The sequence below is a fragment of the Providencia rettgeri genome (genome assembly GCF_041075285.1).
Classification (GTDB): Bacteria; Pseudomonadota; Gammaproteobacteria; order Enterobacterales; family Enterobacteriaceae; genus Providencia; species Providencia rettgeri_G.
Genome location: NZ_CP163512.1, coordinates 844,015 through 859,582, shown reverse-complemented (window position 1 = coordinate 859,582; position 15,568 = coordinate 844,015). Strand labels below are relative to the sequence as shown.

The following is a 15,568-nucleotide window of genomic DNA, read 5'->3' as shown; positions in this document are numbered from 1 at the left end:
TTTAACTCATCATACCCATGACCTTATCTCGCATTTTCTTTCCTTCTGGTGTTAATAAATCACGTTTGATTATATGGTGATTAATAATGTCTTTGCAGTCTAATCCTTGTTTGTTTTTTACTCGCCAATCAGCACCATTTGCCAATAATAACTCAGCAACATCTAATGCATGGCTATTTAATGCATCATGTAGCGGCGTATTACCTAAACCATCTGTAATATTGACCATAAAACCATTCTCTATCAATATTTGAGACTGCATCACTCGCCCACTTTGTGCCGCCAAATGTAAAATACCTTTTTGCTGTTTTAACTGTGTATTTTTAATCGCCTGCCCATAAGATGATTCAAGTAAAACCTGCATAAATTGCCCATTTGTTGCCCTAGCAGACTGCTGTGCTAAAAAATCAAGATCACCTGATTTATTATCCAGTTCTAAAAGATTAGAAAACTCCACTATATTGCCTTTCTTAATTGCACTCTCGCAGCATTCTTGCCAATTTGTTTTTTGTTGTTCATCTACTGTTGGAAATAATTTTAAAGGAATCTCTACCGCTTTATCATATTCTCCTGTGATCGCATTCCAATTATTCCATGGTTTCTGTTTACACATCACCTTAATAATTTTCACCATCGTGTGTGCAATAAAACTTCTTGTTAATAATCGGTGCGGTAACCAATTTTTCCAAGAACTCTGTTCGCTATAAGCCATTTTAATACGCGTTCCCAGCGCTGAAGGGATAGGTAAAGTGTTTTGTAATGAGTCAAGCCAATCATATTGTACGGTATAAAACCGAATCAGCCCCTCACCTGCAAGTTGTTCCGCAACATCATAATTAAGCCCAATTCTGTTTACAGTATTTTTTGCAAGCCCTGCGGGACTAAAGGCGATACCTGGGCTTTGACTCGCCAATGCGGCAATTGATGCAAGACCACCACCTAATGAATGCCCTGTACAAATCATCTTTCCATTTACTGAATTAAATAAAATATTGGCTAAGCCAACGGCTTGAAAATATTGAGGTTCATATTGGCCAAGACCTTGGCGAATATTCGCGTAAAAATCGACAATATCATTTGTCCCTGCAAAACAAAGTATATATAAATTTTCGTAGCGACATATATTGGCTTGAAACCCTGAAGATCCATCACTTAATAAATCTGCATCAATCCCTAACGCATTAAGCTGCGCTCTATTTAACTTTTCCACTCCTAATATTTGTTGCCAACCTTTATGGTAAGCACCTTGTGATAATAAAGCCAAAATATAGTCTTTTTTTTGTGCATTAAAACCCCAAAAATCGTCTTTTGACGTCTGTTTTGACCAGCGTTCTCCCCCACATAATGAAATATCTAACCGATGATTTTGTAAATAAATGCTTAAACCTTCTCTTGCTAAAGAAAGCTCATCCACTGAATTAAGTGCGGGTTGTATTGAAAAAGGCATAAATTCTCCCTAACAAATGCGTATGTTGGAAGAATATTGAAAGCGAAATAGCGTTGAAGAGAAATAATCAACTTTATTAGAGGCAAACAAAAAGCCATTGATATCAATGGCTTTAGAATTTGTTATGCTGTATTAGATGTCAGTATATTTAATCTTTATTACAGACTTTCAGTGAAAGTACGGGTAATGACATCACGTTGTTGCTCAGGCGTTAATGAGTTAAAACGTACGGCATAACCTGAAACACGGATCGTTAACTGCGGATATTTCTCTGGATTTTTCACTGCATCTTCTAGCGTTTCACGACTTAATACATTAACGTTTAAGTGCTGACCACCTTCTACACGGACAGTTGGTTGCATTTCCAGAGGAACTTCGCGGTACTCAAAAGCGCCTAATTCGTCTTTAGCAACTATTTGACCTTCATTGTAATCTGCTTTAGCACAAACACAGCGCGCTTCATTTTTCTCGTTATCCAGTAACCAGAAAGAGTTCAATAATGCTGCATTATCAGTTTTAGTAATTTGAATACCTGTAATCATGTCGACCTCCACGTTCGAACTAGATTGCGCTCGATTTGTTTTATCTATCAAAGCGTAATTAACCATTAATATCTTAAATATTTGCAATTGGATATTTGGTCTAACCAATGTCTATAGGTATTTTATACCAGCTCAAATGGTCACTTTCTTTGATATTTATCAATTATTCCGTATAGCAATTAATCAAACCCACTCAACTTTATGATTTAAATCAATATTCACTCTGAGAAAATTTTAATAATTTTTATATTTTTTCAAATTAATTTTAAAGAAATTATCAACATCAGGGCTTTATCTCTGACCAGCGAACCAGTAAGCTTAATATCAACTTTGGTTCAGTTATAAATTGCGCCCTAACCTTTATTGTTATGGATAATCTCATGTCAAAAACCATTACATGGCACGACGTCATTGGCCCTGAAAAAATAAAACCGTATTTTAAAGAAACACTCGCCTATGTCGCGCAACAACGCCAAGCAGGGAAAATCATCTACCCTCCACAAGATGATGTGTTTAATGCCTTCCGCTATACCGAACTTGCTGATATTAAAGTGGTTATTTTAGGTCAGGATCCGTATCATGGTCCAGGGCAAGCACACGGTCTTTCCTTTTCAGTGTTGCCGGGTATTAAGCCACCACCATCCCTTGTGAATATGTATAAAGAACTCGAAAAAGATATCGCAGGATTTACACGCCCATCACATGGTTATTTATTAAGTTGGGCACAACAAGGTGTATTGCTATTAAATACCGTACTCACTGTTGAACAAGGCAATGCCCATTCTCATGCGCATTTAGGGTGGGAAACATTCACAGATAAAGTGATTGAAGCAATTAATGAAAATACCGAGGGCGTAGTCTTTTTACTTTGGGGTTCTCATGCCCAGAAAAAGGGAAGGATTATCGATACTAAACGCCATCATGTTTTAAAAGCACCACACCCTTCACCACTCTCGGCTCATCGCGGCTTTTTAGGCTGCGGACATTTTTCTCAAACAAATAGAATCTTAACTCAACAAGGCAAAGCACCCATTGATTGGCAGCCCGTCATCAACCAGTGATGGCAAATTGACGACAAAAAATGGGATACTCATGTATCCCATTTCAGCGATTATTTAGACACAATCACCATTGCAGGTCTGAGTAAACGATTGTTTAACGTGTACCCTTTTTGCATCACGTTAATCACATGGTTAGCTTGGTGATCTGGGGATTCAACCATTGTCATCGCTTGGTGAATTTCCGGGTTAAACGGTACATTCACATCGCCCACAGGTTCGATACCAAACTTAGCGACTGCATCTAAGAATGTTTTCAGCGTCAGTTCTAACCCTTCTAACATCGCTTTTGATTGCTCATTATCGCGATCAGCGGCATCAATAGCACGTTCCAAATTATCAATCACAGGCAAGAGCTCGTTAGAGAATTTTTCGAGAGCAAATTTATGTGCCTTCTCAATATCTTGCTCTGTACGACGACGAATATTTTCGATTTCAGCATGAGCACGTAGCATTGCTTCACGTTCGGTTTTTTGTGAAGCGGCTAATTGCTCCTCAAGCTCAGCAATACGCGCTGCCAATGCTTGTTCATTTGCTTGCATTTCATCAGCTTGTTGAACGTCTACTTCTTGCTCTGTTTGAACTTTTTGTGGCTCATTTTGCTCAGAAGCTTGCTCATCATGCATGTTTTGGTCTTTACTACTCATGAATATCTCCGCGTATTTAGCATTAATCCCATATATGAGAGTATTATGGGGATCTAATACAGGGATTCAAGGGAAGTCATACAATGAGAGGCCAAAAAAGTATGCGAAAGGACAATAATACACCACATTCTCACTTTAAAACGATAGGCATTGTCGGGCATCCAAGGCATCCTGAAGCATTAGCGACTCATGAACTTATTTATCATTGGCTGATCTCAAAAAACTACCATGCCATTATTGACAAGCAAGTTGCTAAAGACTTGAAGCTAATCAATGCGACAACCGGAACATTGACCGAAATTGGTCAACAGGCCGATTTAGTCGTTGTGGTAGGTGGTGATGGCAACATGCTCGGTGCAGCGCGTATATTATCCCGTTATAACAATAAAGTTATTGGTGTAAACCGTGGAAATTTAGGCTTTTTAACTGATCTAGACCCCGATAATGCTTTACAACAACTTTCCCGCGTACTTGAAGGTGAATATCGGGAAGAAAAACGTTTTCTACTTGAAGCCCAAGTTATCAAACCCAATCAAAAAGCACGAAAAAGCAGCGCAATTAATGAAATCGTTCTGCACCCAGGAAAAGTTGCTCATATGATTGAGTTTGAGGTCTATATCGATGAAAAATTTGCATTTTCACAGCGGTCTGATGGGCTAATTATCGCCACTCCAACAGGCTCAACAGCCTATTCCTTATCGGCAGGCGGCCCCATTTTAACCCCTAATTTAGACGCTATTGTCTTAGTGCCAATGTTCCCTCATACGCTGTCTTCGCGACCTTTAGTCATTAGCAGTGATAGTAGTATTCGCTTGAAATTTTTGCGCACTAATATTGAGTATGAAGTAAGCTGTGATAGCCAAATTATGTTACCGATTCAAGATGGTGAAGAGGTTATCGTCAAGCGTAGTAGTAAAAACCTGAATTTAGTTCATCCTCAAGATTATAATTATTTCAATACATTAAGTTCAAAATTAGGGTGGGCTAAAAAAACTTTCTAATTTTTTGCTCTAGGCTCTTTACTGTATAAAAAAACAGGCTAAACTGTATGAAAACACAGGTGTGTATTTTTACAGGAGAGCGCAGATGCTTACCCAATTAACCATCAATAATTTTGCTATCGTCCGTGAGTTAGAAATTGATTTTCGTAGCGGCATGACAACCATCACTGGTGAAACAGGTGCAGGCAAATCGATTGCAATTGATGCGCTCGGCCTGTGTTTGGGTAACCGTGGCGAAGCCAATATGGTCCGTCCCGGTGCTCAGCGCGCTGATCTCTGTGCCCGATTCTCGTTATCTGATGCGCAAATGGCCGCAAACTGGTTAGTAGAGCACCAACTTGATAACCAAAACGAATGTTTATTACGCCGTACTATTGCCTCTGATGGGCGTTCAAGGGGCTTTATTAATGGCGTTTCAGTTCCCCTCTCCCAACTTCGAGAGTTAGGTACCTTATTAATTCAAATTCATGGTCAACATGCACATCAATTATTACTTGATGCAACTCATCAAAAATCACTGCTTGATGCCTATGCAAACCAGCAAGAACTCCTTGCTCAAATGAAACAAACATGGCAAGCATGGCATAATTCATGCCAGCAACTTGCTGTATTTCAAAAGCAAATGCAAGAGCGTGAATCACGTCAGCAATTGTTAGAATATCACTTGAAAGAGCTTAATGAATTTCTTCCTATACAAGGTGAGTTCGAGGAAATTGATCAAGAATACAAACAACTAGCAAACCATGGTCAATTTTTAACTATTGGGCAAAATGCAGCGCAAATTTTGTCCGAAAATGATGAGGCCAATGTTATCAGTCTGCTGAACATGGCAAAAAATGAACTAACTGACTTAGTTGCACTAAACCCTAAATTTTCAGGCCTACTTGATATGCTCGAAGAAGCATCAATCCAAGTGAGCGAAGTGAGTGATGAAATCAAGCATTATTGTGACCAATATGAACTCGACCCTAATCGCTTGTTTGAACTTGAACAGCGTATTTCCAAACAAATTAGTCTAGCACGCAAACATCATATTTCTCCTGAAGCTTTGCCTGAATTATTTCAACAACTTTTATCTGAGCAAGAGCAAATTGCTAATCAAAATGAAGACTGTGAGGCATTAAACGCACAAGTTCTCGCTGACCACCAAAAAGCTTTGGCTTGCGCTGAACGCTTACACCATGTCCGTTTACATTATGCTCAAGAACTCAGCTCTCTGATTACCAACAGCATGCATCAACTATCTATGCCACACGGCTTATTCACAATTGATGTCAAATTTGTACCTGAACAACTTCAAATTGATGGTGCTTGTAAAATTGAATTTAATGTCACAACTAACCCAGGACAGCCACATCAATCACTTGCAAAAGTGGCTTCGGGTGGTGAGCTTTCTCGTATCGCCCTCGCTATCCAAGTTATCACCGCGAAAAAAATGGATACACCTGCGTTAATTTTTGATGAAGTTGATGTTGGTATTAGTGGCCCTACCGCTGCCATTGTAGGCAAATTATTACGGGAGCTTGGTGAATCAACCCAAGTGATGTGCGTCACTCACCTTCCCCAAGTCGCGGGTTGTGGTCACCATCATTTTTACGTTAGCAAAGAAACAAATGGTGTTGAAACCGAAACGCATATGCAATTACTAGATAAAAAATCACGTTTACAAGAGCTTGCAAGGCTTTTAGCGGGTTCTGAAGTTACAAAGAACACGTTGGCAAATGCAAAAGAATTGCTTGCAGCATAATTTTTGACAACTTTTTTGCACACATGTGGTCTTAGAGTCGATAAGGAAGGTTTTAAAATGTATCAATGTCGATTATCATTGATGTTCTGACTCCAAAAGGAATGAGATATCCATGCGTTATAAATTGTTAACTGCTGCTGCACTATCACTCGCATTAATGTCTACGGGCTGTTCAATGATGGAACGTCTTGTCTATCACCCGGACATTAACCAAGGTAATTACCTCACAGCGAAAGATGTTGCTAAGATCCAAAAAGGAATGACTCAGCAACAGGTCGCTTATACTTTGGGCACACCAATGTTATCCGACCCGTTTGGTACTCAGACCTGGTATTACGTATTCCGCCAAGAGCTGGGGCATGATCCCGTTAAGCAAGAAACACTAACACTCATTTTTGATCGCAACGGTATTCTGACTGACATCAAAAATGAGAAAAACCTTGCGGCTCAAGAATCGATGGAAGCGGCTGAGACTAAAACAGCTGAATAATAATGCATATGCATTAATATAAGAACTGAAAATATAGCTACCTGTAACCAATTATTCACAGGTAGCTATTCGTGTTTTTGTTAATAGGTGATGATACTTTCAGTTAATTTACTGGGTAACAACAAAAACTGAGTGACTTGAAGTACTCTCAATTGATCGTTTTAACAATTCAAAAAAGCCTTAATGACTTTTTGCTTCTTTCGATTTTTCAGCACGCTTACGGCGCAACTCTTTAGGGTCAGCAAGTAAAGGTCGATAAATTTCTATTCGTTCACCATCTTGCACGATGTCAGAAAGTTTCGCAGGACGACTATAAATTCCTACTTTATTTTTCTTTAAATCAATATCATCTCGCAGTGACAAAATACCAGATGCCCGTATGGCATCTTCTATTGTTGTACCTTCAGAAACTTTTACAGATAACAAAAATTGCTTTTCTGGTAGCGCATACACCACTTCGATGTTGATATCAGACACTGTAGATATCCTTAGCTCTCAACGTAAAAGCTTGCACCATATTATTGGCTAGCTCTTTAAAAATTTTACCAAATGCCAGCTCAATCAGTTTATTAGTAAATTCAAAATCGAGGTGAAACTCAATTTTACAGGCGTCTGTACTCAATGGAATAAATTTCCACCCGCCTGAAAGCTTACTAAACGGCCCTTCCACTAATTGCATATGAATACACTTATTGTCTTCAAGCACATTTTTTGTAATGAACGTCTTGCTAATTCCCGCTTTTGATACCTCAACAGAAGCCGTCATTTCGTCAGCACTATGGCTGATAATTCGACTTCCCACACACCCAGGCAAAAAACTTGGGTATGAAATCACATCATTAACGAGTTTATACATTTGTTCCGCGCTAAAAGGGACTAACGCAGAGCGACTAATCTGTGGCATATCAATTCCTATCCCTAAAAACTGGGCATATAATAGCACCATTGATTGGTTAAACAAAAAACAAAACCCATATAGGGCAATAAATGCACAATCAGAAAAATATCAACGCAGAAAGATTTCATTCAACTCAGCTTACAGTATAATGATTGCACTATGACAAAGAAAAAACCATATAAACCCGGTTCAGCAACTATTGCTATGAACAAGCGTGCTCGCCACGAATATTCTATCGAAGAGGAGTTCGAGGCGGGTTTGTCCCTACAAGGTTGGGAAGTTAAATCACTGCGTGCAGGTAAAGCCAATATCGGTGACAGCTACGTATTACTCAGAGACGGCGAAGCTTATTTATTTGGTGCTAACTTTACACCACTTAATGTCGCTTCTACCCATGTAGTCTGTGATCCAACACGTAGTCGTAAGTTATTGTTAAACCAACGTGAATTAGATACCCTTTATGGTAAAGTTAACCGTGAAGGTTACACTGTCATCGCACTTTCCCTTTATTGGAAAAATGCATGGTGCAAAGTAAAAATCGGTGTTGCTAAGGGTAAAAAAGCCCATGACAAGCGTTCTGATATCAAAGAACGCGAATGGCAACTTGATAAAGCACGTATAATGAAACATTCTAATCGCTAAGTCCTAGCTTTATAGGATAATTTTCTGTTATACTGCACTCAACAACTTGGGGCTGATTCTGGATTCGACGGGATTTGCGAAACCCAAGGTGCATGCCGAGGGGCGGTTGGCCTCGTAAAAAGCCGCAAAAAAATAGTCGCAAACGACGAAAACTACGCTTTAGCAGCTTAATAACCTGCTTAGAGCCCTCTCTCCCTAGCCTCCGCTCTTAGGACGGGGATCAAGAGAGGTCAAACCCAAAAGAGATCGCGTGAATGCCTTGCCTGGGGTTGCAGCGTTAAATTTAATCAGGATAGTTTGTTGATGGCGTGTCTATCCGCAGTTGGCAAATGAAATTAAAGACTAGACTAAGCATGTAGTACCGAGGATGTAGAAATTTCGGACGCGGGTTCAACTCCCGCCAGCTCCACCAAATTTGGTGGGTCAGTGATAGGACAACAGGTTTAAAAACAGGAAGTTAGCAAAATCAGTTGGACTAGACACTGGCAACATTAAGACTAGAAAGTGCACGTGAAATGCACGCGCATTTGAAAGTTACTAAAAGCCCACTTCGGTGGGCTTTTTTATTTGCCTACTGAGCACATTCACCAATCTTAAGCACTCACACCACAACTTATGTACACCCAATATTTCAAAGATTACTCAACTCTTTCCCTATGTTGAATTTTTTATAAATAGTTGGCTCGATGTCCCCTCGCTTAATACTTAGCGAGAGATTATCAACAAAATAACCGATATCATCACAGTATTGATTGTCAGGTAGATCCGTAAATTTATAATCCCACCATTTAATCTTCAATAACTCAGCGATAACATCATCTGTAAATCGATATTTGATTACCTTTGCAGGGATTCCAGCAACGATAGCATACGGAGGAACATCCTTAGTTACTACTGAGTTTGCCGCTATAACCGCACCATCACCAATTTTAATATTGCCTTTTATCACCACATCGTCCGCGATCCAAACATCATTTCCAATTACTGGGGAACCAAGATTCGTATCATAAGGATTAGCTTTCCACTCTCCACCCATCTTACCCGCTATAACTTCATAATCTTTTTTATATGTTAAGGTGCTTATCGTAAAACGATGGTATGGGTGATGACCTCCCATCACTTTCACTCGACTCGCTATGCTACAATAGCGACCTATGACAGTACCATTTGGAAAGCGGCAGGTTGGTTCAGAAAAGGCACCAACAGAACAAAAGCTACGAAATGGCATCATTGAATATTCTTCAACAAAAATATCACCAATAATCCTAATCTTTTACCCACGGTTGAAAAGAAAAAAATTTCGTCTGGAATAAACACCATCCACTTTTTTAGATTGACCACCTTGTTTCAAAAAAATTTTATTTTCTATCAGATAGTCTTCATGTGCTTTTTTCCATCTAAAAACATACTCTATTGAAGTGTCCATGTTTTCCATTGTGTAATTACTTCTTATTTGATTAAGTATAACCAACTATATCATAACTAGTCTCTCACATTAAATCACACTTGAGCAAAAATAGTAACCAAGTGAAATAGTTAAAATTCGATATGCTATACGGATAAGATCAGCAGAAAAACCACGTATAAATTAGTGCTATTTACTTAGTTAAGAGCTATACTTAAGAAATAATTAAGCTATAAATAAAAGTATGGAAAATAGTAATGTCATCACATATATTTTTAATCTGCTCTCCACTTCAGCTTAGAATTGCGACAACAATAAAAAAACAATTGACAGATGGTACTTGTCACGCAATTTACCTAAAAACAAATAAAAATATTATGAGGGGAGTTAAAAAAGAATTAGAACATAATTTTGATTCTCACTTAATCGCTAGAATGGACTACGATATAGTGAATTTGATAGTAATTAATAACTATATGAAAAAATCAGTTAGTGACCCTGTTACGGTGTACCTAGCCAATGCAGGTGAATTGCCTCTTCATTATATAGTGAGTCTCTTAGGGGCTAACATCTCAATAGAAACGTTTGATGATGGGATTTTGAATCTCAACTCATTGGAAAGCATACAAGAAATTGATAATCGTATGAAGGAGAGGAGCAAGCTAAGATATAAACTGTCACGACTTTTCTTCAAAAAAATCTATAATACGCAAAAAATTGTTGATAGCACAATATTACATTACACTATTTTAAATGAAAATAAGAAATATAATGTAAAATCAAATGTAGTCAAGCTTGAACTATTTCGTAAAGAAAGTGAACATATTGAGACTACAAAAAAAACCAAAAACAATAAAATAGTCAATATTTTTGTAGGCTCAAGATTTAAAGATATCCTGCGCACTAAAAATGCTGAAAATTTAGAATCTTTATTAACGAAAATAAATAATATAAATAGTAAATATGATAATATTATTTACCTAAGGCATCCTAGAGAGTTGTCAAGAAACGCTTTTCACATGGAAGAACGCTGTATTGATACCATTTCAGAAGATTACATTTATAAATTAGCAAACGAAAATAACATGTTAAATATTATTGGGTTTGGTAGTACATGCCAACTTAACGTAATGGATATACCTAATGTAAAAATAACTTTGCTACAAACAAAATTAATTAGAGATGACATAATAAACTCATTTAGTTTATTTAAAAAATCTAAAGTAACCATATACGATATTGACTAATATTGAGTGGTAATGGCGAATGTATTCGCCATTACTTATTAGTTTTAACTAATTCGATACCAGCCCATCAACATGATATAAGCATTTGTTACTGCTAAAGCGGCTCCTGAACCTAAGTTTTCTGTATTCCCTGAATATGAGTGAGTATGCGCCCCATTATTTGAAGTTTCTCCCGTCCATGAACTAGCCGCATTAAATACATACTTACGAGAACTCACGTTAGTTGAACCTGTATACCCACCATTGGACGCACCATCGCCTAGTGAGAAGGCCCCTGATGCATAAGCATATTGAGCAGAATCACGGCGCATATAACCATGCTCGCCTGTAATATTCATCGTGCCACGAGCATGTGTATGCCCTCCACTTGACGCTGTCGAACCTGAAAACTTTAATGAAACCGCAGGAAGGTGTCCTTTACCAATGGTCACCGAATCCGAACCGCCAGTTGTTAACACATTCGCACCACTCGCTGCAGCTAATCGAATGGTTTTATTTTCACCGATGTATTGCCATTTAGTACCAGGAAATAAGGTATTGGGGTTCTTGTTTTGCGCGAACCACACAACAATACCAATAGGGTAAATGGTATTAAGATTGACCGCATTTTGTAATGCATCGGTGACGGCTTTTTGGCTCATCACGCTCGTTGTTGATCCGCCCGTTGATTGGGTGACACTGTTCGTATTGAGCTTAGTATTAAGCCCGTTATTAAGCGCTGTGTTTGTTGCATAATCCCCCGACGGCTGATAACTGCCTTTTGGCTGATATCGTGTATCCCCTTCGGCCTTGGTGTAACTTTCACCTTTAAGTGCATAATTACCCGTCGGAGCATAATTACCTTTGGGTTGGTAATTGGTATCAGACTCCGCTTTCGAATAGCTATAGCCTGCCGCTTGATAGCTGCCTTTAGGTTGATACTTACCATCGGTTTCAGCCTTGGTATAACTATCCCCTTTTAAGGCATAGTCCCCTGATGGCTGATAACTTCCCTTAGCTTGGTACCGTGTATCCCCTTCGGCTTTCGTGTAGCTTTCACCTTTGAACGCGTAATTACCTGCTGGGGCATAGTTGCCTTTGGGTTGATAATTGGTATCAGATTCAGCTTTAGAATAGCTGTAACCAGCAGGCTGATAGTTGCCTAATGGCTGAAAGCGTTTGTCGGATTCTGTTTTGTTATAAACATTGATATCACCTGCACTTAAATCGGCTTTCAGTTCCTGCCATGCTGTGCCTGCGACAGGTTCAACATTGTTATTTTCAATCTTCGACTGCCACGTTTTGTTTTTATGATAAACAATGGCGCGAATAGGATATGGCTTGCCTTCTGCTGCCCACTTAGGAAAACCAAAGCTCTGCAACTCGCCAATGGCTTGCGTGATATCGTGAAATATCCCGTTCATCTTTTCACGTTCAATATCTTTCGCGGCCGGATCAGTTTGTTGGTCACGCTCATAATCGTAACTATAGCCTTGCGTGTAAGAAACTGCGCCATCGGCTTGCACATCATCGGGAATAGAAGTCCTGTCCCCTTGTGTTGCAAAGGGGATTTTAAAGATTTTTGTCATGAGTTTTAGGCTCCGAAATTACTGCTAAGGAAGTTTTTACGATGTTGACCGTGACCGAAGGCTTTCTTTGTCACGATACGGTATTTGACACCCACACCCGATGGGCGAGGCATAAGATCAAAGTTTTCAAGAAGAACCCGTAAACGTTCGTCCGGGTTGAAATTAAACACGTAATACAGATAGGTCATATCGAGCGGATCAAGCACGAATACTTTGCTGTCGGCTTGCCAAAAGAAGCGTTTAAGAAATTCGTTAATATTGGTGACCGTTGGGCTTTGCGTGAGGTTAAAATAACGCATACGCACGATGAGGCGCTTTTGGTCGACAGTCAGCGATAAGGTGTAATCGGCATTGCGCCGAAAGTTACCTTTGAAATTGGCATTCTTTTTACCAAAACCAAAGCCGATTTTTGTTTTATCGCTCGGGGGTACATCAATCCCCAACGGCACATCGAGTATGCGCGCCCAAATATTCAGCCCAAACTCATTTGCCGTATCGATATTAAACACATCACGGTACCAATCACGCCAAAACTGGACTGTGGATTGCTCAAAATACTCCGCTTTGTATTTGGCTAATGCCTTAAGGTTTGTCGCATCTTCATATTGCCAAAGGATCGCCTTTAATAAATCAGAGTGAAAATCAAATGATTGAATTTTGCTCATACCAGCACCACCTGTACCGCACTGCGTTTGAGCCTTGCCACCTCATTCATTTTGATTTCATAGTTATTTGATGACCAGGCTTTGCCATCGGTTGAAAGCTCGACACGTGTAATAAATAAACGAGGCTCAACAGCATTGATACCGGCTGATATTTCGAAAGGTGATACATCACGCCCCACCACTAAACCGCCCTCACCATCGATATCCCCATTAGCCCATGACTCAACCGCGGCGGGAATAATGGTTTGTGCATCGACGGTGGCTTTTTTCACCGCTACTCGGCAGAACAACACAATTTCTTTCGCCCTATCGAATTTAACGGGATAAATTTGGCCGCTGATAGTTTCCAATACCTCAACCTCTTCACTACCGTTAAAGTCGGCGCCAAGGGTTTTAGTACGTAGTAACGAACGTGCTATAGCCTCTTTATCGCCCCCTTCAACACACACATAAATGCTATGGGGAACTAACGTGATCCCATCAAACATCATCGGTTGGTCTGTGTAATTTTCTCGATACGACAACGAACGTACCCCTTCCAATTCATACAATGCAGAGGTAATCGCCTCCCCCACACTGACGGTGTTTTTGGCTAACGTCTGCTTACGTCGTCGCCTTGATTGTAAGTCTGATTCAGCATCTCGCCCCAACACCGCATTGCTGGGGTTATGAACGGTTTCCCAACCTAATACCGAACTGGCCACTTTATTGAGTTGACCCACACCGCACTCAATCGCTCCCGTTTCAATGGCACGCATATCCCCTGTTACTGAGCCACCTTTACCGATAATTAAGGTTTTGGTGGTTTCGAATAAGTCACCATTCAGCGTGGCCGCTTGTGACCCCTTAGGGATGATAGTCTCGGCAATACCCGTGAATTTCACCTGTGATAAAAAGGAGTGAGTCGCATCAAAACGCTGCCCGCCCATTAAGGCCCATATTGCATCAAGGAAAATGCCACCGGCTAAATCGGGGTTAATTTGATTGGCCAACTCTGCATTATTGCGCACAACGGCGTCCCGATTTTCGATCTCCATGGTGATCAATGCGCCTTGTGGGGTTTCGGGGTTAACATCCAGTTGCTGGCCAAAGACACTTTTAAATTCGTTTTCAACGTCATCACGTAAGGTACTGGTATCCGGCACAATTACACCCTGTGACGTAATATATTGATAATCAGCCATTAAGCGTTATCTCCCCATAAATGGTTTGGATCACCGCGGTATAGTTCAGCGAGTTATCCGCGATAAATGCCGAAAATGACACCACTGATATCACATCATCCAGCTCACGCAGCCGGTCACGAAACGCCGCTTCAAATAACGGAATGTCCGCCTGTCGCCCAAAGGTGGTTTTCCAGTAAGGAATCCCCATATCGAGCTTATGCAGCATTTCACCACGGAGTGCTTTGACGTAATGCTCACAACGGTTTTTAGATGCCCGTTCACCACTCACAATCGACAAGTTTCCGTTATTGCCAAGATGGATGTCGTTATTGCTGTTGACATTAAATGTTTTCATACGGGGACTCCTGAATTGCTATTACCACTTTGAATGCCACTGTGTTTATGTGTTGAGCCGATATCTTTACCGTTGTGTTTCATCGTACCGCCGTTTGAGTCGCTGTTACCGTTTACAGCCTGATTACCATTCACCGTGACATTGCCGTTAAAGGTGGTTTCGGGCACATTGACTTCAAGAACGGGCGAATCTAAAACCGCTTTACCCTCATGCAGTGACAGACACACGGAGCCATCCATTGACTGAATGACTAGCGCGTCCGCATTTTTGCCATCAATTAACCAACCTTTAAGCGTATCGGGAAAGAACATGGCATCGCTAAAGGTATGCAAACGTGCTGTATTGGGTTCATCCTCCAAACCACCCCGTTGAAAGATTAAACTGATGTCGCGGTCATTGGCTTTTAACCAACCGAAATCACCCGCCTTGATCGGCATACGGATAAAAAAGCCACCGCCACCAAAACGAAAAACGGGGATATTCGGAACCGCTGCTCGTCCTACTTTTTGCCCTAGTGTCGACACCATCATGACGAGTGGCTTAATAACCGCGCGGTTAGTTTGGTCGTCATAGCTCACTACTGTCGCGGGGAGCATGTCGTCAATATTCATCAATAGGCTACGAAACGCAGCCATAAACTGCCCTGCCAAGCTGCCTTCGCTAGCAATATCATTATTGGGTTGGTTCATG

At 40.3% G+C, this 15,568-nt stretch carries 15 protein-coding genes, 1 other RNA gene and 2 pseudogenes; 7 read left to right on the top strand and 11 right to left on the bottom strand.

Annotation, left to right across the window (positions count from 1 at the left end; translation table 11 throughout):
* Position 1: 1 nt before the first annotated feature.
* Positions 2-1,447: an ankyrin repeat domain-containing protein gene (locus AB6N04_RS03910; protein ID WP_369310621.1), complete on the bottom strand. Its 1,446-nt coding sequence runs from the start codon at positions 1,445-1,447 to the stop codon at positions 2-4.
* A 158-nt stretch (positions 1,448-1,605) separates the two neighbouring features.
* Positions 1,606-1,989 (bottom strand): autonomous glycyl radical cofactor GrcA, encoded by a 384-nt coding sequence (gene grcA, locus AB6N04_RS03905; protein ID WP_369310620.1) that lies wholly within the window; start codon positions 1,987-1,989, stop codon positions 1,606-1,608.
* A gap of 380 nt (positions 1,990-2,369) precedes the next feature.
* Here grcA and ung point away from each other — a divergent pair, with 380 nt between their 5' ends.
* A complete protein-coding gene (ung, locus tag AB6N04_RS03900; protein WP_369310619.1) occupies positions 2,370-3,050 on the top strand; it encodes a uracil-DNA glycosylase in 681 nt (226 codons plus the stop codon).
* 50 nt (positions 3,051-3,100) lie between these two features.
* Here ung and grpE read toward each other — a convergent pair whose 3' ends face one another.
* On the bottom strand, positions 3,101-3,694 hold the full coding sequence (grpE, locus tag AB6N04_RS03895) for a nucleotide exchange factor GrpE (protein ID WP_369310618.1): 594 nt from the start codon (positions 3,692-3,694) through the stop codon (positions 3,101-3,103).
* A gap of 101 nt (positions 3,695-3,795) precedes the next feature.
* On the opposite strand from grpE, the gene nadK reads away from it, so the two are divergent.
* The 3 genes from nadK to bamE all read left to right on the top strand — a co-directional run bounded on the left by nadK (position 3,796) and on the right by bamE (position 6,932).
* Entirely contained in the window at positions 3,796-4,695 is a 900-nt protein-coding gene (gene nadK / locus AB6N04_RS03890) for an NAD(+) kinase (protein WP_369311956.1), read from the top strand.
* 85 nt (positions 4,696-4,780) lie between these two features.
* Positions 4,781-6,442 carry a DNA repair protein RecN gene (recN, locus tag AB6N04_RS03885; protein ID WP_369310617.1) on the top strand — a complete coding sequence of 554 codons (1,662 nt, stop codon included), beginning with the start codon at positions 4,781-4,783 and terminating at the stop codon, positions 6,440-6,442.
* Positions 6,443-6,554: 112 nt separating this feature from the next.
* Positions 6,555-6,932, top strand: a complete 378-nt coding sequence (bamE, locus tag AB6N04_RS03880; RefSeq protein ID WP_369310616.1) for an outer membrane protein assembly factor BamE — start codon at positions 6,555-6,557, stop codon at positions 6,930-6,932.
* 180 nt (positions 6,933-7,112) lie between these two features.
* Here bamE and AB6N04_RS03875 read toward each other — a convergent pair whose 3' ends face one another.
* Positions 7,113-7,409, bottom strand: coding sequence for an RnfH family protein (locus tag AB6N04_RS03875; protein WP_369310614.1), 297 nt, complete (start codon positions 7,407-7,409; stop codon positions 7,113-7,115).
* Positions 7,402-7,836 (bottom strand): type II toxin-antitoxin system RatA family toxin, encoded by a 435-nt coding sequence (locus AB6N04_RS03870; protein ID WP_369310612.1) that lies wholly within the window; start codon positions 7,834-7,836, stop codon positions 7,402-7,404. Before AB6N04_RS03870 ends, AB6N04_RS03875 begins: the two co-directional genes overlap by 8 nt.
* A 153-nt stretch (positions 7,837-7,989) precedes the next feature.
* On the opposite strand from AB6N04_RS03870, the gene smpB reads away from it, so the two are divergent.
* Complete coding sequence (gene smpB / locus AB6N04_RS03865; RefSeq protein ID WP_206082532.1) at positions 7,990-8,472, top strand: SsrA-binding protein SmpB; 483 nt, start codon at positions 7,990-7,992, stop codon at positions 8,470-8,472.
* Positions 8,473-8,520: 48 nt separating this feature from the next.
* Positions 8,521-8,884, top strand: a transfer-messenger RNA (tmRNA) gene (gene ssrA, locus AB6N04_RS03860).
* 219 nt (positions 8,885-9,103) lie between these two features.
* On the opposite strand, the pseudogene AB6N04_RS03855 reads toward ssrA, so the two are convergent.
* Positions 9,104-9,907 (bottom strand): annotated as a pseudogene (locus tag AB6N04_RS03855) (CatB-related O-acetyltransferase).
* A gap of 227 nt (positions 9,908-10,134) precedes the next feature.
* On the opposite strand from AB6N04_RS03855, the gene AB6N04_RS03850 reads away from it, so the two are divergent.
* Positions 10,135-11,124, top strand: coding sequence for a glycosyltransferase family 52 (locus AB6N04_RS03850; RefSeq protein WP_369310610.1), 990 nt, complete (start codon positions 10,135-10,137; stop codon positions 11,122-11,124).
* Positions 11,125-11,879: 755 nt separating this feature from the next.
* Here the strand turns inward: AB6N04_RS03850 and AB6N04_RS03845 are convergent.
* The 5 genes and pseudogenes from AB6N04_RS03845 to AB6N04_RS03825 all read right to left on the bottom strand — a co-directional run.
* A pseudogene (locus AB6N04_RS03845) lies at positions 11,880-12,692 on the bottom strand (hypothetical protein); the annotation flags it as partial.
* Positions 12,693-12,697: 5 nt separating this feature from the next.
* Positions 12,698-13,357 (bottom strand): DUF2612 domain-containing protein, encoded by a 660-nt coding sequence (locus AB6N04_RS03840; RefSeq protein ID WP_369310608.1) that lies wholly within the window; start codon positions 13,355-13,357, stop codon positions 12,698-12,700.
* Entirely contained in the window at positions 13,354-14,541 is a 1,188-nt protein-coding gene (locus tag AB6N04_RS03835) for a baseplate J/gp47 family protein (RefSeq protein WP_369310607.1), read from the bottom strand. Before AB6N04_RS03835 ends, AB6N04_RS03840 begins: the two co-directional genes overlap by 4 nt.
* Positions 14,534-14,878, bottom strand: a complete 345-nt coding sequence (locus AB6N04_RS03830) for a hypothetical protein (RefSeq protein ID WP_228367568.1) — start codon at positions 14,876-14,878, stop codon at positions 14,534-14,536. Before AB6N04_RS03830 ends, AB6N04_RS03835 begins: the two co-directional genes overlap by 8 nt.
* A complete protein-coding gene (locus AB6N04_RS03825) occupies positions 14,875-15,567 on the bottom strand; it encodes a Gp138 family membrane-puncturing spike protein (RefSeq protein WP_166685310.1) in 693 nt (230 codons plus the stop codon). Before AB6N04_RS03825 ends, AB6N04_RS03830 begins: the two co-directional genes overlap by 4 nt.
* Position 15,568 lies beyond the last annotated feature (1 nt).